General features: G+C 68.4%; 18 protein-coding genes and 2 tRNA genes. 10 read left to right on the top strand and 10 right to left on the bottom strand.

Annotated features, from left to right (window positions below; all coding sequences use genetic code 11):
* The first annotated feature begins 87 nt into the window (after positions 1 to 87).
* Entirely contained in the window at positions 88 to 1,932 is a 1,845-nt protein-coding gene (locus tag RYH80_RS05290; protein WP_370902816.1) for a flippase-like domain-containing protein, read from the top strand.
* Positions 1,933 to 2,041: 109 nt separating this feature from the next.
* Here RYH80_RS05290 and RYH80_RS05285 read toward each other — a convergent pair whose 3' ends face one another.
* On the bottom strand, positions 2,042 to 2,455 hold the full coding sequence (locus tag RYH80_RS05285) for a plastocyanin/azurin family copper-binding protein (protein ID WP_370902815.1): 414 nt from the start codon (positions 2,453 to 2,455) through the stop codon (positions 2,042 to 2,044).
* Between the two features lie 140 nt (positions 2,456 to 2,595).
* Between RYH80_RS05285 and RYH80_RS05280 the strand changes: the two genes are divergently transcribed.
* Together RYH80_RS05280 and RYH80_RS05275 are read left to right on the top strand one after the other, a co-directional pair.
* The gene (locus RYH80_RS05280; protein ID WP_370902814.1) at positions 2,596 to 3,408 is read left to right on the top strand and encodes a protein sorting system archaetidylserine synthase; all 813 of its coding nucleotides are present in this window, start codon (positions 2,596 to 2,598) and stop codon (positions 3,406 to 3,408) included.
* A gap of 99 nt (positions 3,409 to 3,507) precedes the next feature.
* Positions 3,508 to 4,593: an NAD(P)/FAD-dependent oxidoreductase gene (locus RYH80_RS05275; RefSeq protein WP_370902813.1), complete on the top strand. Its 1,086-nt coding sequence runs from the start codon at positions 3,508 to 3,510 to the stop codon at positions 4,591 to 4,593.
* A gap of 91 nt (positions 4,594 to 4,684) precedes the next feature.
* Here RYH80_RS05275 and RYH80_RS05270 read toward each other — a convergent pair whose 3' ends face one another.
* A complete protein-coding gene (locus RYH80_RS05270) occupies positions 4,685 to 5,875 on the bottom strand; it encodes an ABC transporter permease (protein ID WP_370902812.1) in 1,191 nt (396 codons plus the stop codon).
* 235 nt (positions 5,876 to 6,110) lie between these two features.
* On the opposite strand from RYH80_RS05270, the gene RYH80_RS05265 reads away from it, so the two are divergent.
* Positions 6,111 to 7,100, top strand: coding sequence for an ABC transporter permease subunit (locus RYH80_RS05265; protein WP_370902811.1), 990 nt, complete (start codon positions 6,111 to 6,113; stop codon positions 7,098 to 7,100).
* Positions 7,101 to 7,201: 101 nt separating this feature from the next.
* Positions 7,202 to 7,272, top strand: a tRNA-Gly gene (locus tag RYH80_RS05260).
* A 103-nt stretch (positions 7,273 to 7,375) separates the two neighbouring features.
* Here the strand turns inward: RYH80_RS05260 and RYH80_RS05255 are convergent.
* From RYH80_RS05255 to RYH80_RS05240, 4 genes are all read right to left on the bottom strand, one after another.
* The gene (locus tag RYH80_RS05255; protein WP_370902810.1) at positions 7,376 to 8,644 is read right to left on the bottom strand and encodes a hypothetical protein; all 1,269 of its coding nucleotides are present in this window, start codon (positions 8,642 to 8,644) and stop codon (positions 7,376 to 7,378) included.
* 193 nt (positions 8,645 to 8,837) lie between these two features.
* On the bottom strand, positions 8,838 to 9,170 hold the full coding sequence (locus RYH80_RS05250; RefSeq protein ID WP_370902809.1) for an AbrB/MazE/SpoVT family DNA-binding domain-containing protein: 333 nt from the start codon (positions 9,168 to 9,170) through the stop codon (positions 8,838 to 8,840).
* Positions 9,171 to 9,333: 163 nt separating this feature from the next.
* Positions 9,334 to 10,638 carry an MFS transporter gene (locus RYH80_RS05245; protein WP_370902808.1) on the bottom strand — a complete coding sequence of 435 codons (1,305 nt, stop codon included), beginning with the start codon at positions 10,636 to 10,638 and terminating at the stop codon, positions 9,334 to 9,336.
* Positions 10,639 to 10,780: 142 nt separating this feature from the next.
* A complete protein-coding gene (locus RYH80_RS05240; protein WP_370902807.1) occupies positions 10,781 to 11,581 on the bottom strand; it encodes an HD domain-containing protein in 801 nt (266 codons plus the stop codon).
* A 192-nt stretch (positions 11,582 to 11,773) separates the two neighbouring features.
* On the opposite strand from RYH80_RS05240, the gene RYH80_RS05235 reads away from it, so the two are divergent.
* Both RYH80_RS05235 and uppS read left to right on the top strand, forming a co-directional pair.
* Positions 11,774 to 12,730, top strand: a complete 957-nt coding sequence (locus RYH80_RS05235; RefSeq protein ID WP_370902806.1) for a mechanosensitive ion channel family protein — start codon at positions 11,774 to 11,776, stop codon at positions 12,728 to 12,730.
* Between the two features lie 155 nt (positions 12,731 to 12,885).
* Positions 12,886 to 13,824, top strand: coding sequence for a polyprenyl diphosphate synthase (gene uppS, locus RYH80_RS05230; RefSeq protein ID WP_370902805.1), 939 nt, complete (start codon positions 12,886 to 12,888; stop codon positions 13,822 to 13,824).
* Between the two features lie 49 nt (positions 13,825 to 13,873).
* Here the strand turns inward: uppS and RYH80_RS05225 are convergent, their stop codons facing one another.
* On the bottom strand, positions 13,874 to 14,350 hold the full coding sequence (locus RYH80_RS05225) for an RNA-binding protein (RefSeq protein WP_370902804.1): 477 nt from the start codon (positions 14,348 to 14,350) through the stop codon (positions 13,874 to 13,876).
* A 117-nt stretch (positions 14,351 to 14,467) separates the two neighbouring features.
* The gene (locus RYH80_RS05220) at positions 14,468 to 14,668 is read right to left on the bottom strand and encodes a DUF1918 domain-containing protein (protein WP_370902803.1); all 201 of its coding nucleotides are present in this window, start codon (positions 14,666 to 14,668) and stop codon (positions 14,468 to 14,470) included.
* Between the two features lie 165 nt (positions 14,669 to 14,833).
* Between RYH80_RS05220 and RYH80_RS05215 the strand changes: the two genes are divergently transcribed.
* From RYH80_RS05215 to RYH80_RS05205, 3 genes are all read left to right on the top strand, one after another.
* Positions 14,834 to 15,643: a glycosyltransferase gene (locus tag RYH80_RS05215; RefSeq protein WP_370902802.1), complete on the top strand. Its 810-nt coding sequence runs from the start codon at positions 14,834 to 14,836 to the stop codon at positions 15,641 to 15,643.
* Positions 15,636 to 16,088 (top strand): GtrA family protein, encoded by a 453-nt coding sequence (locus RYH80_RS05210; RefSeq protein ID WP_370902801.1) that lies wholly within the window; start codon positions 15,636 to 15,638, stop codon positions 16,086 to 16,088. The genes RYH80_RS05215 and RYH80_RS05210 overlap by 8 nt, the downstream gene beginning before the upstream one ends.
* Before the next feature lie 205 nt (positions 16,089 to 16,293).
* Positions 16,294 to 16,368 (top strand) — tRNA-Met (locus RYH80_RS05205).
* Between the two features lie 159 nt (positions 16,369 to 16,527).
* Here RYH80_RS05205 and RYH80_RS05200 read toward each other — a convergent pair.
* Positions 16,528 to 16,710, bottom strand: coding sequence for a PGF-CTERM sorting domain-containing protein (locus RYH80_RS05200; protein WP_370902800.1), 183 nt, complete (start codon positions 16,708 to 16,710; stop codon positions 16,528 to 16,530).
* Positions 16,711 to 16,825: 115 nt separating this feature from the next.
* The gene (locus RYH80_RS05195; RefSeq protein ID WP_370902799.1) at positions 16,826 to 17,038 is read right to left on the bottom strand and encodes a DUF7561 family protein; all 213 of its coding nucleotides are present in this window, start codon (positions 17,036 to 17,038) and stop codon (positions 16,826 to 16,828) included.
* Positions 17,039 to 17,465 lie beyond the last annotated feature (427 nt).

Raw genomic sequence — 17,465 nt, 5'->3', positions numbered from 1 at the left:
CGACGGATCGACCACGACGCTCGACGTCACCCGCTACGGGAGTCGCTGTCGGAAAGTACTTACTCGGCGGCGGGCCACCCACAGACGATGACGACGGGTGTCGAGGTGAGTGTCGTGCTCCCCGCCTACAACGAGGCGGACACCATCGAGCGGACCGTCGAGGTCACCCTCGACACACTCGCCTCCTTCCTGCCGGCCGACACGTTCGAGGTGATCGTCGCCGAGGACGGCTGCGAGGACCGGACGCCGGAGATCGCCGACCGGCTCGCGGCCGACGACGATCGCGTCCGCCACCTCCACAGCGACGAGCGACTCGGTCGCGGCGGCGCACTGGAGTTCGCCTTCGACGGCGCGGCCGGGGACACACTCGTCTACTTCGACACGGACCTGGCGACGGACATGCGCCACCTCGAGGAGTTGGTCGAGCGCGTCCGGTCGGGCGAGGCTGACGTGGCGACCGGCTCGCGGTGGATGCCCGGCGACGAGGCGGACCGCCCGCCGAAGCGTGGCGTCCCGAGCCGCGTGTACAACGGACTCGTCCGCGGCGTGTTGCGGTCGGACCTCCGCGACCACCAGTGTGGCTTCAAGGCCGTCTCTCGCACGGCGTTCGAACGGCTTCGCGACGACGTTGCGGACGACCACTGGTTCTGGGACACGGAACTGCTCGTCCGCGCCCAACGGGCGGGGCTGACGGTCGTGGAGTTCCCGGTCGAGTGGGAGCCGAAGGGCGACTCGAAGGTCGACCTCGTCCGAGACGTGTTCGGGATGGGAAGTCAGATCGTCCGGCTGTGGTGGGAGGTGGCCGTCGCGCCACGGATCACGCCCGGCGTGACGCTCGCGGCCGGGCTCCTGATCACCGTCCTCGCGCTCGGGCTGATGACGGTGTACATCCCCGTCGGCGAGGTGTTGGCGGCGTTCGGCGAGGCGGCGACGCTGCCGGTCGCGGCCGCGGCGGTCGTGTACGCGCTGTCGTGGCCGCTGCGCGGGGCGCGGTACCGCGACATCCTCCGCGAGTTGGGGTACGAGGAGACGCTCGGCTTCCTCACTGGCGCGGTGTTCGTCAGCCAGACCGGCAACCTCGTCTTCCCGGCGCGGGCGGGCGACGCCGTCCGGGCGTACGTCGTGAAGACCCGCCGCGGCATCCCGTACCCGACCGGCGGGGCGTCGTTGGCCGCCGAGCGCGTCTTCGACCTGTTGACGATCACCGCGATGGCCGGCGTCGTCTTGGCCGGGCTGTTGGTGGGCGGCGGCACGGCGGAGTTGGCGACGGCGATCTCGGGCAACGTCGGTGGCGGCGTGCTCACCCCCACGGCGGTCCAACGAGCGGTGCAGGTGGCGGCCGCGGTCGGCGTCGCTGCCGTCGGGGTTCTGTTGGCGACCGTCGCGACGGCACGCTCCGACCGGAACCTCGTCCGCGCCGTCGTCGACCGGCTCTCCTCGGACTCGTACGCCGCCTACGTCGCGGGTGTCGTCGAGGAGTTCGTCGGCGGCGTCCAGACGGTCGCGGGTGACGGGCGGTCGGCGCTGCGGATCGGCGCGTCGAGTCTCGTGATCTGGACGTTGGACGTGGTGACGGCGTTGCTCGTGCTGGTCGCGTTCCCCGGCGTGCAGTTGACGCCGACGACACTGTTGACGGTGGGGTTCTTCGCCGTCTCCGTCGGGAACCTCGCGAAGGTGCTGCCGTTGTCGCCGGGCGGGATCGGGCTGTACGAGGCGGCGTTCACGGCCTTCGCCGTCGGGCTCGGCGGCGTGCCGGCCGCGACGGCGTTCGCGGCCGCGGTGTTGGACCACGCGGTCAAGAACCTCGTCACGGTCGTCGGCGGCGTCGGCTCGATGCTGTCGCTCAACGTCTCCCTGACGACGGCGGTCTCGGAGGCCGAGGCGGTCGAGGAGGAACTCGACGGCGACTCGTCGACGCCGACGGACGACTGACCACGGACCCACTGGCTCCGACCCGCGATCGCGTGGCCGACCGACCGGGTCCGACCGACGACCGACTGCCGAGACGCCTCTCGACCCCGATGGTCTCCCCCGTCACCCGCTACGCCTCGACGATCACGGCACCGACCATCCCGGCGGTCTCGTGTGGGATACAGAAGTAGTCGTGTCGTCCCGGCGTCTCGAAGGTGTGTTCGAACGTCTCACCGTTGGTGATGACGCCGCGGTTGTCGTCCCACGCCTCGCGGGCGGTCGCGGTGTCGTCGAACCCACCGGTCGCGAAGTACGCCGCCCCGTCGGGCTGGCTGTCGCCGTACGCGGTGACGGAGTGTGCTCGCGTCGAGGTGTTCTTCCACACCACCGTGTCGCCGACCGCGACGGTCACCTCCCGAGGACGGTACGCCTGTGCGGTCATCCCTACGTCGTAGTCGTCCGCCAGCGGCTCGAATCCGGCACACCCGGCCGACCCGACCGTGGCCGCGGTGCCGACGGCGGCGAGGAAGCGGCGTCGTCGCATAGTCCGTGGTAGGCCGCCGACCGGTAAATGGAGCGCGGTGTCGCTCGCGGCCCTCCGGTCGTCGTGGACGGCGTGGGAGACGACCCGCGACGGCCGTGGAGATAGAAAGGGGTTTACCACCGCTGGCCGACTTCGCCGGTATGTCGTCGCGCCCGCGGTTCCTCCGCCGGCTCGGGCTCGCGGACGCCGTCACGGTCGCGAACGCGGCGCTGGGGCTCGTCACGGCGGTCGTCGTCTGGTTCGACACCGGACTCGCGGCGCGGTTGCTGTTGGTGGCCGCGGTCGCGGACGGCCTCGACGGCGTCGTCGCCCGTCACGTCGGTGGGACCACGGTCGGGCCGTACCTCGACTCGTTGGCGGACGTGGCGTCGTTCGGGATCGCACCCGCCCTGCTCGCGGTCGTCGTCGCACTCCCGGAGCCGCCCGCGAGTCGGCCGCTCTGGAGCGGCACCGTGATCGCGGTCGCGGCGGTGTACGTCGCCTTCGCGGTGGTGCGACTCGGCGTCTACACCGTCGAGGACGAGGACAGCGTGGTGACTCACGGCGTGCAGACGACGCTGGCGGGGACGGTCCTCGCCGCGACGGTGCTCGCCGGGTTGGCGACACCGGTCGTCGTCGTCGCGCTCGCGGCGGTGTTGGCACCCGCGATGGTCACGCCCGTCGCGTACCCGGATCTCCACGCGCAGGACGCGCTCGTGATGGGTGTCGTCCAGGCCGTCGCGGTGCTGACGACCGGTCGCCTCGGGGAGACGTTCGCCTTCGCGCTGTTGTTCCTCGCCGTCGGCTACGCGGTGTTGGGGCCGCGGTTCTACTGGCGCGACACCGGCGAGACGGACGGAGACGCCGAGCGAGCGGTCGACGCGGAGGACGGCGAGGACGGGAACGCGGAGCGATCGGTCGCGTCGGAGAGCGGCGAGCCGACAGAGTGTGTCGATCCCGCCGACGCTCGGTGAGGGAACTCCACGCAGACGCCAGACGAGAGAACTCCGCCGGTCCGAGCAGCTCGCACGACCGGCCGTGTTTTTACCGCTGGGAGCCCTTCGACACACACGATGACAGACGAGCAGTACGAGGTGGCGGTCGTCGGCGGGGGACCGGCCGGGCTGACGGCGGCACTGTACACGACGCGGTTGGGACACGACACGGTCGTGGTGAACCGTGGCGGCGGCCGCGCGGCGATGATGACCGACACGCACAACGTGATCGGCGTCACCGAGGAGACCAGCGGGGTCGAGTTCCTCCAGACCGCACGCGAACAGGTCCAGAGTTACGGCGCCGAGTACCGCCAGGGGTTCGTCTCCCGGGTCGAGCAGACGGGTGCGGACGCAGACGACGACGCGCCGCGGTTCCACGTGACGGCCGACGAGGACACGCTCGGTGCCGACCACGTCGTCCTGGCGACGGGGTTCTCCGACGAGCGACCCGACCCGCCGCTCCCGCGGACCGGGCGTGGACTCCACTGGTGTCTCCACTGTGACGCGTACATGTTCGTCGACGAGCCGGTGTGGGTGATGGGGACCGGCGAGGCCGCCGCACACGTCGCGATGATCATGCTGAACTTCACCGACGACGTGGACCTGCTGACGCGGGGCGACGAGCCGACCTGGAGCGACGAGACGGACGCACAACTGCGCAACCACCCGGTCGAGATCGTCCACGCGGACGTGACTGGGATGGAGAAGGACGACGACGGCTGGCTGCGTGCCTTCGAGTTCGCGGACGGCACCCGCCGCGAGTACCGCGGCGGGTTCCCGATGTACGGCTCCGACTACAACGCCGACCTCGCAGACCAGCTCGGTGTCGAGCGCAACGACGACGGCACCATCGCCGTCGACGACCACGGGGAGACGAGTGTCGACGGGGTCCGTGCCGTCGGGGACATCGTGCCGGGTCACAACCAGATCCCCGTCGCGATGGGCCAGGGTGCGAAGGCCGGGATCGGTATCCACTACGAGGCTCGCGAGTTCCCGCGCTCGACCGAAGAGATCGAGTCGGAGGGGGCGGTCACCGAGGCGGACGTACCGGCCATCTCCGCGGACCTGCTGGCGACTGCCGTCGCACACGAGGGCCACGCCGGTGGGCCCCGGACCGCGGAGGACGAGGCCACGGGCGAGGGTGAGGCACCCGCGGACGACTGACCGACGCGGACGGCTCGCTCCGCCTCTCGAACCCACTGCCGCCTCGTGGCCCTCTCTACGCCTCGTGGCCCTCTCTACGCCTCGTGGCGACTCACTGTGGGTCTAGTACGTCGGCGAGCGCGTCGCCGACGAGGTTGAACGACAGCACGGTACAGACGAGCAGGACTGCCGGAACTCCGCCGACCCACCACGCGACGGGGAACCCGGTGCTGAAGAAGCCCTGGTAGACCAGTTGCCCAAGCGACACGACGGACGGGTCGCCCAGCGTGGTGGGCGTGCCGCCGGTGACCGGGATCCGGACGAACGACACCGACGCCTCCAGGATCACGAACAGTGGCACCTGCAGCGTCACGGTCGTCACCAGCGAGGAGCCGACGTTCGGGAGCAGGTGTCGTCGCACCGTCTGCCAGCGATCGAGGCCGCCGACCGTGGCCGCGTGGACGAACAGTTCGTCGCTCCGCTCGCGGATCTCGTTTCTGACCAGCCGTGCGACACCACCCCAGCTCACCAACCCCAAGACGACGGTCAACAGGACGAGCCGCCCGTCGACGACGACCCAGAACAGCGTGAAGTAGACGAGGATGGCCGGGAACGTCTGGAGCACCTCGCTGACCCACATCAGCGTACTCTCGACGCGTCCGCCGACGGTCGCCGCGACCACGCCGACGACGATGCCCGTCGGGACGATCAACGCGGCGGCACCCAACACGACGGTGACCGTGCTGCGGATTCCGAACACGACCAGCGGGACGAGGTCCTTCCCCGTTCGAGCGGTCGTTCCGAGGAGGAACTCGAGTGTCCCCCGACACCGGCCGTCGACGACGACACCGGCACACTGCGGTACCTTCCGCACGTCGATCGACCCCCACACGGGCGGCTGCGCGTTGACGAGGACGTTGAGTTCGGGGTCGGTGAAGTACAGCGGCCCGACCAGTCCGACGGCGAAGAACGCCACCAGGTACACGAGTCCGGCGACCGCGAGCCGGTGGCGTCGGAACGAGGACCACTGTTCCCGAACGCGTTGCGTGTCGCCGACGAGTGCGAGCCCGACGGACACGAGCACCGCGGCGGCACCGATCAACAGCCAGTCGAGTGCGGTCGGCCCCGACGCGGGCGGCCCGTCGGCCGTCAGGTAGTCGACGGCGAACGCCGCCGCGACGACGAGCGGGAGCAGCACGGCGACGACCGTCCGACGACTCCCGCCGTCCGTCGTCGTCGGGTCGAGGCTACTCCAGTCGACGGCGTCGAACCGTCGCTCCTCCGTGGAGGGCGAGTCTGACATGTGGCCGCGACCTGTCTGCGAAAGGACTAATGTGTTGTGCTCACACTCCGGAGTGGTCACCGAATGACGCCACCGAACCCTCCGTCCGTCTCCGGAACGACGAGACGAACCGTCGTGGTGCCGAACAGCCCTCGTGCCGCCGCTCGCGTGTGTCACCAGACCGACACGCAGCGGGGACCGACCGAGGGGACGCCACGCTGGGAGGCGACGCGACGCGCGACCGGAGGGGGTCCGCGTGCGGCCTGAGGCGCTCGTCCGGCGGCTCGTTCGCGGGCTGGCGACACTCCCGGTGGTCTTCACCGCCGTGTTCCTGTCGCTGTCGTTCGTGTCGAACCCGAACACGAGCCGCACCTTCTCGTACGCACCCCGTCACCCCACGGTCGTGGTCTCCAGGCTGCCGCGGTTCGCGGCCAGAGAGGCCTCGCTGCCGGCGCTGTACGGGCGGTGGGCGGGGCGACTCCTCCAGTTCGACTTCGGACGGATGCCCGGCGAGGCGGCGGCGTCGGTCTCCGGCGTCGTCGTCGACTCGCTGGGGTTCACGGCGGTGTACTTCCTCCCGGCGGTCGTGATCGCCCTGTTGGCCGGGACGGCGGTGCAGTTGTACGCCGTCGCGACGGAGACGCGTCTCGACTGGTGGACACGACTCGTCGCGGTCGTCGCGGTGAGTGTCCCGGTGTTCCTCCTCGCGTACTTCGCTCGGACGACGCTGTTGGTCGCGGTCGCGGAGCCGTTGGACTTGAACTTCCTCGCGTTCCGGTTCGAGGTGGCTCGGGGGCCGTTGGCACCGGAGAACCTCCGGATGATGGTGTTCCCGTTCGTCGCGACGACGGTGTACCTGACCGCGATCCAGATGCGGTACGCGGGCTCGGAGCTGAACGAGCACGCCGAGCGACCGTTCGTGAAGGTCGCCCGCGCGAAGGGTGCCGGCCCGCTGCGGGTCGGGTGGCACATCCTCCCGCACACCGTCGTCCACCTCGCGACGGCGTTCTTCACCGACATGCTCGGGATGGTGTTGGTCGGGATCTACGTCGTCGAGTGGCTGACGCTCGTGCCCGGCTTCGGCGCGTTGACCATCGACGCCGTCGGCGCGCGCGTGCCGGGGTTGGTGTTCGCGGTCGTGTTGCTCCCGGTGACGCTCGCCGTCGGCGTGAACCTCGTGCAGGACCTCTACTACGCGCTGATCGACCCGCGCGTGGACGACGACGGGAGTGGTGTGGGGGAGTGAGCGGCGGCGTCGGGGAGTGATCGGCGGGAGCAAAACGCCGGGCCCGCACCGTGACTCCAAAGGGTAACGTCTTAATGCTCCCCGCCGGTAGCGCAGAGTGCGCGCCGGTGGTCTAGTGGTATGACAATGGCCTTCCAAGCCATCGACGCGGGTTCAATTCCCGCCCGGCGCAGTTCTCGCTTCGGCCGTCCGGGAGTCTCGCACACGGTGTGACGCGGACGGAGACCCCGACGGAGGTACGACGACGCCCTCGGACGAGCAGTCTCCACGACTCTCTATTCGGCGGCCTGTTCTTCCACGTACAGGCCGTCACTCCTGACCTCCACGCTGTAACCTTCTTCAGCGAGTCTGCCCGCCGTGATCATCGTATCAACGATGTGCTGCCCTCTCGCTGATTCTGGATTCTCGTAGAAATCTCTCGTTTCTTCTAGTACTAACTCACTGAATTCAATATTTTCTAGTATTTCTGACCTGTTCGAGGCTATGCTACCGAGGAGTCCATTTGCTGCTTTCCAGTTCTTGTCCTTGTGGTCGTATTCGGCCGGGTGGTCGAATGCGCTTCCTAGTTCTGTGTTGTCGTCTGGGTAGTCGCTGTTTTCCCATTCTGTTAGCTGTTGGTCCCAGTATGGGTCTGTCTCTCCAAGAAGCACTCTCTGCTGTGCTGTTTCGTCGCTCTCGTCCGTGACTCGATTGAATACTTGGTAGACTCCGTGTCCGCCGCCGTCGTCCTGATCCACTGCTAGCGCGTAGATTATGTTGTCTATGTCGTCAACTGTTTCGCGGGTGGGGTACAGCGGTGATTGGTAGGTGTCGCCGAACTCTTCGTTCTCTGTTTCTGGGTCTGCGTCGTGTTTGTCGTTGATTCGGCGGACTTCTGCTGCTTGGAGGGCGGCTGCCTTCATCTCGTTGTTGGTTGAGGAGTATCCTCCCAGGTTTGTCACTGCAAACATTGACCAGAGAGAAGGTTGTTCTATTGAGTCGGTGTTTGGTACGTCTATTACGCCGTTTAGGAGTCGTTCTTGTATGTCGTCTGTGGTTTTGAGGTGTTCCTGGTCGACGGGGTCTTCGAGATTACTGTAGTAGTTTTTATTCTCAGCTTCTTCGACTATCTGTTGTCTCCATTCGGGGTCGTCGTAGTTGAGGGCGAACTCTTTGATCGGTTCGGGTTGGCGGACTCGTTCGATCTTGGCGAAGTGGCGGTCTAGGGTGGCTTCGTGGAGGTCGAGTTCGATGGCTACGTCGCCGTCGAACTCGTCGAAGACGGACCGGTCCGCGTACGAGGCGTCGGCGTCCGCGGGCTTCAGGTCTACGTAGCCTTCCGCGGGCTCCGGCGTCGCCGTCTCGGTCGGGGAGTCGGTCTCCGTCGGCGACGGGCTGTCCGTCGGGGTGTCGGTCGGTGTCGCGCTCGATCCGCCGCCGTCCTCGTCCGACGACTCCGACACTCCGAAACAGCCGGCGAGGCCACCGGCGAGCGCGAGCACGACCGCTCTCCGTCCCCACCCGCGTGTGTCCGTCGATTCGACCGCGGTCCGAACCCGATCCATCGGTGTCCGCAACGACCCCGTTCGACAAAAACGTCGGGCCTCCGGATCGGTGTCCGGTGCAGATCTCGACCTCGAACTACTCTACGGCGGCGTCTGCGTTCCGACCGGCGACCACGCCGGATTCGACCCGACGGGTCTCCGACCCGCCGGTACGCGGTGTCCGCGAACTCGTCCAGTGTGACCCCCACCGAGTCTACTCCGACGAATCGGGGTCCGAACCCGACCGGCTCGTATCTGCTGCGTTCACCCGCGTCGACTCCCCGCCCCACTCACCTCGCCGCTTCTCTCTCACGTACTCGCCCAGCTCCTCGGCTACCTCGCGCCGCTCCTCGTCGGTCACGCCGTCCGCCAGCAGGATACCGTGCGTCGACGCCGGCGTCGCCTTCTCGACCGTCACCGCGCCACCGTCCACCGACCACCGAACGCGATCACCCGGCTCGACTCCGAGCCGCTCCCGAATCCCTCTCGGAATCGTCGTCCGCCCGTCCGTCGAGACGCGCGTGATCTCGCTCTCCGTGTCGCTCACGCTTGTGATCTACTCGTGTCGATAGGTGACTCTTTCCCCGTCCGATGCACTGCACGACTACCACGCTCGACACAAACCACCACTCCCGCCCGACACACCACCACTCCGACGCGAGACGACAGCAACTGTCGACGTTCCGACCTACCCGAACGACCCACCCGCGTCAGTCTCCGGGGTCGACGGCCAACTCGCCCTCGCGGTCTTCGGCCCGCGTCGCGACGGTGAACACCACCCAGAACACGCCGGAGGCGAAGACGATGAACGCCGCCGCCGTGTAGAACGCCACCTGGACGGAGACGACGTCCTTGATCAGCCCGATCCCGACCGGTCCCGCAACCTGCCCTACCTTCCACGAGATGGAGCGGAGACTCATACTCGAGGCGACGGAGTCGTACTTCTCGCCCTCCTCGACGAACAGTGCCATACTCGCGGGCAGCCGGATGCTGTCGGCGACGCCGAGCACGCCGTAGGCGGCGAAGAGTGCGAAGAACGCGCCACCCAACTCCTGGACGCCGCCGAACGCCCGGACGCGGAACGGCGTCATCGTCCCCTCGAAGTAGAACGACAGCGGGATCAACGCGGTGCCGACGCCGTACAACAGCGCCCCGACGACGACGAAGTACTGCTTCTTGCCGACGCGGTCCGAGAGGTCGCCGACGTACCCCTGGGTGAGCGACTTGGTGAGTTTCCCACCCGCGAGGATCCACCCGATGACGAGGGCGTTGATGCCGAACTCCGTCCGCGCGAGGATCGGGAGGAAGATGATCACCGCCATCTTCCCGACGGAGAAGGCGACGCGGAAGAGCACGAGCGCCTTCACCATCGGGAGCGACAGGAGTGCCCGCAGCGTCTCGCGGCCGCTGCCGGCGTCGGCCTCCACGCCGCCGCCGGGGTCGTCGCGCAGGAACGCGAACACGAGCAGGAACGCCGCGATGGTGATGGCGGTCAACACGACGTAGGTGAACGTGAAGTCGTAGGTGTACAGCAGGTAGCCGCCGACCGCGTCCCCGGCCAACGAGGAGAACGCCGCCACCTGGTTGTACGAGCCGAGCCACCGCCCGTTCTCGTCGTCCGGCGAGATGGTGCCGATCACCGTCGAGCCGGTGATCCAGAGGATGCTCGCGCCGACACCCTGCACCATCCGGATCAGGATGACGTGGACGGACGACTCCACGAGCATGAACCCGAAGAAGACGAGCACGTTCAACGCCAGCCCGCCGAGCAGCCAGCGCTTGGCGTTCCCCTTGTCCACCTGCCGGCCCAGCGGGAGGACGATCAACAGCTGCACGACGGCGAAGCCGGTGCCGAACAGCCCCTCGACGAACCCCGTCGTGCCGAACTGGTCGGCGTACAGCGCCAGCGCGATCAGGATCGTCGAGTACGCCTGACTCCTGGCGAACGCCGTCCCCGCGAGGGCGGCGAACTCTCTGTCCCGCAACAGTGCGATGGAGTTACCGAACCGAGCCACCGTTACGTATCGAAACACCCCGGTGGCGTTTAAACTCGATTATCGCGGAAGGGTGCGAGACGGACACCCACACCGACACGCCAGAGTCGGCTACTCACTGCGTTCGCCTCGAGTCCGTCGTTCCGAGCCGTACGACGGCGAACTACAACTCGATCCGTTCGACCAAGGCGTCGTCTTCGGTCTTGTTGATCGCGACGATCCGCACGTCGTCTTCGATCCCGGAGTTGCGGAGCTTCGCCTTCAGCAGGTTGTCTACCTGGTAGACGCCGACGGCGCCGGCCATCTCGATCTCGACGAGCACGGCCCGACCGTTCCCCTCTTGGAGGGAGACGCGTTTGATCGCCTGCGAGGACAGCGTGTCGATCCCGCGCGACCCCTTCTTGTACGGCATCCGCGAGCGACCGCGCTCCATGTCGAGGGCGTCCGCGACGCGGATCACGCCCGCCTCCGTCGTCAGCGGGTCCTCCTCGGTGTGGTGACAGAGGATCGCGTGCAACACCTCCCCCTTCATCCGGACGACACCCTCCGTGTCGTAGAACTCCGGGAGGAGCCGATCGAGCAGGTCCGCCGCGAGCGGGATGGAGTAGTAGGCGTGTTCGTCGCGGTGGACGACGTGGCCCACGTCGTGCAGTGTCGCCGCGAGGGCGACGATCACCGGCTCGTCGGCCTCCTCGAGCCCCTGTTCGCTGGCACCGTTGAACGCCACGCCGCCGCGTTTCAGCAGGTCGTACAGCGTCAGCGCGCGGTTGCGGACGATCTCGATGTGTTTGGCGCCGTGGTCGTTGTACCCCTTGCGGGTGACGGCGTTGACGTTCTGCGCCCGGAGGTACGTCTGGATCTCCGGGTCGTCCCGGATCACCGGCAGCACCTCGTTGAGCTTGTGGTCCGGGTAGGCGTGCTCCGCGTCGGGATCGTACGGCTCGCGGACGTGGTCGGTACTCACGTTCGCAGGTGACGGCCGCCGGTGAAGAACTCTCGGGTGGGTCCGAGGCCGGGGTGTCCGACGCCAGCCGGAGGCGCTCGCCGCGTGTCCGACACCACCTCACCGCAGATCCGACTCCACCCTTTCGTGCGTCGGGTATCTCCCACCGCCGTCGCCGGGGTACTTTTGTACTGCGCCGGTGTTGCGGTGGCTATGGTCGGGAGTACGACGCTGCGGGCGGCTGGCGCCGACGCGACGGCGTGGGGGCTCGCACAGACGAACCCACTCGCACAGTTCCAGGGGATCACTCGGGAGGAGGTCGTCGACACCGTGATCGGCTACGTGGCGACGGTGGCGACGTTCGTCTTGGCCTTCCTCGTCGTCTACCTGCTGGGGTCGCGTGTCGTCGCCCCACTGGTCAGACGCGTCCTGTCGAGTCGTGGCTTCGACGAGACGGTCGAGAGTCTCGGAGAGAGCATCGTCAACGCCGCGGTCGTCTTCGCCGCCGTCGCGGTGGCGTTCACCGTCTCCGGGTTCGGGGCGTTCCTGACGGCGTTCGCCACCTTCGGGTCCGCGCTGGCGCTGGCGGTCGGGTTCGCGGCACAGGACCTCATCGGCAACTTCGTCGCGGGGATCTTCATCCTCAAGGACAAGCCGTTCGAGGTCGGCGACTGGATCGAGTGGTCCGACGGCGAGGGGATCGTCCGCGACATCGACCTCCGCGTGACGCGAGTCCAGACGTTCGACAACGAGCAGATCACCGTCCCGAACAGCGACCTCGCGACGGACGCCATCGTCAACCCCGTCGCGTACCGCACGCTCCGCGGGAAGTTCACATTCGGCATCGGCTACGACGACGACATCGCCCACGCCCGCGAGTGCATCCTGGAGGAGGCACGCGGCGTCGACGACATCCTCGACGACCCCGGCCCGTCGATCCGGGTGACGGAACTGGGCGACTCCGCGGTCGGCCTCCAGGCCCGCTACTGGATCGAAGACCCGACGCGGGGCGACTACGTCGGCGCGCGCTCGGAGCTCGTCGCCGCGGTGAAAGAACGGTTCGACGCCGAGGGGATCGACATGCCGTACGTCCACCGCCAACTCACCGGCGACGTGACCGTCGTCGACGGGCCGGCGGAGGAACCCGCCCGCCCCGACGGCGGCGAGTGACTGCGGGCGACGACCGGCGACCGGTCTCGGTGGCCGGGCACCGTCGTCACTCTCGGGCCCGCCGTCACCCCGAGCCACACCCTCGCCGGCGGTTCGTGAGTCGTGTCGAGAGAAACTCACAAAACACATTAAGCCCGCAACCGCACGGAGACGTAGTGATCCAGGGCACGTCACTCCGGGGAGTGATCGACGGGGCCTACGAGCGGCTCCTCCGGCGGGAGATCGACGGCGTCCCCGAACACGTCGCGATCATCCAGGACGGGAACAGACGCTACGCCCGGTCGCAGGGTGGCGACGCGCCCGACGGGCACCGGGCCGGCGCGGAGACGACCGAGCAGGTGCTCGACTGGTGTGCCGACCTCGGCGTCGAGGAGCTGACCCTGTACGCCTTCTCGACGGAGAACTTCGAGCGCCCGGACGAGGAACTGGAACCGCTGTTCGACCTGATGGAGCGGAAGCTCCGCGAGTTCGCGGACGCCGACCGCGTCCACGACCAGGGTGTCCAGATCCGCGTGCTGGGGGACGTGGCGATGCTCCCGGACCACGTCCGCGAGGCGGTGCGGTACGCACAGCGTCGGACCAGCGGCTACGACTCGTTCACGCTCAACATCGCGCTGGCGTACGGCGGTCGCAACGAACTGCTGTCCGCGGTGCGGGCGGTCGCCAGCGACGTGGCGGCGGGCGAGCTGGCGCCGGCGGCCGTCGACGCCGACGAGGTGGAGTCGCGACTGTACGACAGCCCGGTACGAGACGTGGACCTGATCGTCCGGACCGGCGGGGACGAGCGAACCTCGAACTTCCTCCCGTGGCACGCCAACGGCAACGAGGCGGCGGTGTACTTCTGTACCCCCTACTGGCCGGAGTTCTCGAAGGTAGACCTACTGCGTGCCGTCCGCACGTACGAGGCCCGCGAGGAGTCGTGGCGTCGCGCCCGGACCCGCCGCGCCGCCGCGCTCGTCCGGGCCGTCGCCGAGGCGGAGTTCGCCGAGACACGCGCGGTCGTCCGCCGACTCCGGGATCGGCTCCCGCGGACGGACTCGGAGGCGCTCGCCGACGTCGAGGAGAGTCTCGAGACTGGCGACCCGGCGGACTGAGCGCTCGGCAGGGTACCCGAGACTCCTGGTGGGGTCCGCCGCTCGTCTCTCACTCCGCCGGGTGCGACCGCTCCGTGCCGTCGGTCTCGGCCCGCTCGTCGCGAAGTCTGGTCAGTACTTCGGTGGCGTTCTCGACGGCGTTCTCGCGGTCGGCGGGGTACGCCTCCACCTTCGCACGGAGGGTGAGCCCCTCGCCGAGGCGGACGCGACCGCCGAAGGCTGCCTGTTTGTCGAGACGGAGGAACAGCGCACAGTTGTCGTCCACGCGGTCGTCCAACTCCCGCACCACGCGGTCGATCTCGTCGAGGGTCGCCAACTCCGAGAGGACGTGGCGCACGTCGTCGGCGTTCTCGACGCGCGCCGACAGCGTCGCGATCCGGTCGCCGTTGTGCCCCTCGACGGTGTCTGTGTCGACCGGGAACTCCTCCGGGAGGAAGGTCCGCAGGGCGTCCTCGACGCGACGGTCGTCCTCTGTCGCGTACGAGAACGCACGGAGGTCGACGTAGTGGAAGGGTACACGAGCCATACCGACCGGTACGTGGCTGGGGGACAAAAGGGTTCGAATCGGGTGCCGACGGGGAGCGTCGCGGGGGCGCCTCGTCGCGGGGTGGACGCTACCCGCTCGGCGCCGCCCCGGTCGGAGTCACTCCTCGTCGCCGGCGGCTTCGACGAGCTCGAGTTGGTCGGCGGGGACACCCTGTTCCTGTCCCTCCTCGAAGTTGACCGTGTAGGTCGCGTCGCCGAACATCGTCTCCATCACCTGTGTGACGACGCCGACTTGGCCGTCGAAGTCACTGTGGTCGTCCGTCAACTCGACACGGTCGTCTTCGTTGAACTCCGTCATACGCCGCGATTCGGCGCGCCACTACAAAAGAACCCTGAAAGCCCGCAGTCGCCGTCGAGACGCGTCCCCCACCGCACCTCGGCCGTCGTGCGGTGGTCGTGTCGTCACCGCGAGCCGACGACGGGTTCCGTGCGCTTTTTGTCCTGGCCACGGGTAGCGAGTCGCATGTCGACGACCCTTGGGGTCGTGGTCCCCGCCTTCCGTCCAGACCCCGAGCGGCTCCGTGCGTACCTCCGGTCCGTCCGCCAGACCGTCGATCCGGACGTCGTCCGCGTGGAGTTGGACGCCCCCGACCCCGGCGGGACGGACCTCGCCGTGCCCGAGTGGGTCGACTGCTCGGTCGTCCGCCGTCGTCGTGGCAAGGGTGGCGCGATCACGGACGGGTTCGAGGCGCTCTCGACGGACGTGTTGGCGTTCGCCGACGCCGACGGGGCGACACCCGCGAGTTCGCTCGCGGACGTGGTCGCACCCGTCTCGGACGGGCGAGCGGACCTCGCCGTCGGGTCGCGTCGTCACCCCGACGCGACCGTCGAGTCTCACCAGACGTTCGCACGGCGGTTCCTCGGCGACGGGTTCGCGTGGATCGCTCGCCGACTGCTCGCCGCGCCGTTGTACGACTACCAGTGTGGCGCGAAGGCGATCGCCGCGAGTGCGTGGCGTGACGTGGCACCACACCTCTACGAGCCGGGGTTCGCCTGGGACATCGAACTCGTCGCCGTCACGGCGGCGCTAGAGTACCGCGTCCACGAGGTGCCGGTCGTCTGGGAGGATCAGCCCGGCTCGACGGTCTCGCCGGTCTCCGACACCCTCGACATGGCTCGCGGGCTGTTCGTCGCCCGCCACCGTGCGCGACTGTTGCGTGACGACCGGCTCCACCGACTGTTGTCGACCGACGACGAGACGGCGCTCGTCGACCGCGACCGGACGGACGACGACCGCGTCCCGGAGGACACCGGAGGGGTCGGCGGTGAGTGACGAGCAGCGCACGCTCGACGCACTGGCCTCGACGACTCGGATCGGACAGTTCGTCTCCGTCGGCGTGGTCGGCGCGACGCTGGAACAGGTGATCGTCGCGCTGTTGACGACCCTCGCCGGCGTCGGCCCGCTCGCGGCGAAGGCGGTCGGCGCGGAGGCGTCGATCTCGACGATGTTCCTCCTCAACGACAACTGGACGTTCGACGGGCACGGCGCGGACGACGACTCGCTCCCGCGCCGCTGGCTCCGCTCGCACACCGTCCGCCTCGGTGGGCTCGCGGTGTCGTTCGCTGCACTCCACGCGTTGACCGCTTGGACCGACGTGCGACTCCTCGTGTTCGGGCTCGACTTCTGGCCGACGGTCGCCAACGGGATCGGCATCGGCCTCGGGATGGTGCTCAACTACGTCGCCGAGAGTCTGTTCACCTGGCGCGTCGCGGCCTGAACGTGAGCGCACCTCGTGTCGGGAGTGGTCGTACCTTCTGCCGTGCGAGACGTGACCGGTGCCGGTGACGACGACCGCCGGCGCCGCGCGTCCCACCGGACGTGACGGGACAGTGTGGCGGCGACGCGGTATGTGAACGTGTGACCGTCGGACGGCGTGGGGACAGAACGCAACGCTTACATGTTGCGCCCGGTTGCGTTCTGGTAGCGGGATGGGATAGCCAGGAGATTCCGCCGGGCTCATAACCCGGAGATCGGTAGTTCAAATCTACCTCCCGCTACTCTCCTGCCGACACGACACCGACCAGCCGTGAGTGGTCGCTCGTCGACACCGTTCTCGCTTCGTACACTCCAACCGACAGTCCTCCGCCCCCATTCCTAGTGGTGATTGGAACCACTCTACCGTCGACCGAGACACCGGATCACGTGGTCGGTCCCGTTCACTCGCGTCGCCGAGACAACAGGGCGGCGACGGCGACGGCGACGACGGCGACGACGAAGCCGAACCCGGCGGTGCCGACGGTCGAGACGCTCGTGCCGGTCGGCGTGGGGGTCGCGGTGGCACTCGCGGCGGTCACGCGTCCGGCGACCGCGAGGAGGTCGGCGGCGACGAGACTGTGCACGCCACAGTGTCTACCAGCGGAGACTAAGTAGTTTGTCCGTCGTGGCGACCGACGGGAGTCGACTCGGTCGCCACCGATCGGGAGGTCGACTGGTCCCTCGCGGGGCGGAGGTCTCTCACTCCTCGCCGAGTGCGTCGACGTGTTCGACGGTCACCGTCTCGTCGTCCGGGAGTCGGTCCAGACAGTCGAAACAGCAGAACACCTCCGCGCCGTCGGCCAACTCCAGTGTGAGTCCACCCGTCGCGTCCGCCTCCAGCGTCCAGAGGTTCGCGACACCGCCGGCTACCGACACGTCGTCGCCACAGCCGTCGCACTCGCGTGACGCCACACTCACCCGTACGTCGGCCTCGGTGGTGTGTGTTCCGGCCGGCACCGAGACACCGTTCGGGCGACGGTGAATCGTCGGCTCGGACTGGCACCCGAGAAACCCGATCCGTCGCCGGGGACTGCGCCGTCGCGGCGCGGTGCTGCCGCGCGGCGGGTAGCGGGAGCGTCGCTCCCGCTCACCCCGGCCGGTAACGAGCCCTCCGGCCTCGCCACATCGTATCGAAGCGCGGCGCAGCTGCGCCTCGCCCACTGCGCTCGCTCCTCCTCCGTCGGGACCTCCCTCTGACGAGGTCTCACTCACTCCGTTCGCGAGCCCCTCGCGCGTCTCTCACGCGTCTCTCGCGCGCCACCCGCAACAGCCAACTCGTCCGCACACTCCCTCGCCGAGTCGGCGGACGGTTCCACCTGTGACCCGTGCACGAGACGGA

It is taken from the genome of Halobaculum sp. MBLA0147 (genome assembly GCF_041361345.1).
Taxonomy (GTDB): Archaea; Halobacteriota; Halobacteria; order Halobacteriales; family Haloferacaceae; genus JAHENP01.
Note: the sequence above shows the minus strand (reverse complement) of the source record. Positions and strands in the feature narration are given on the sequence as shown.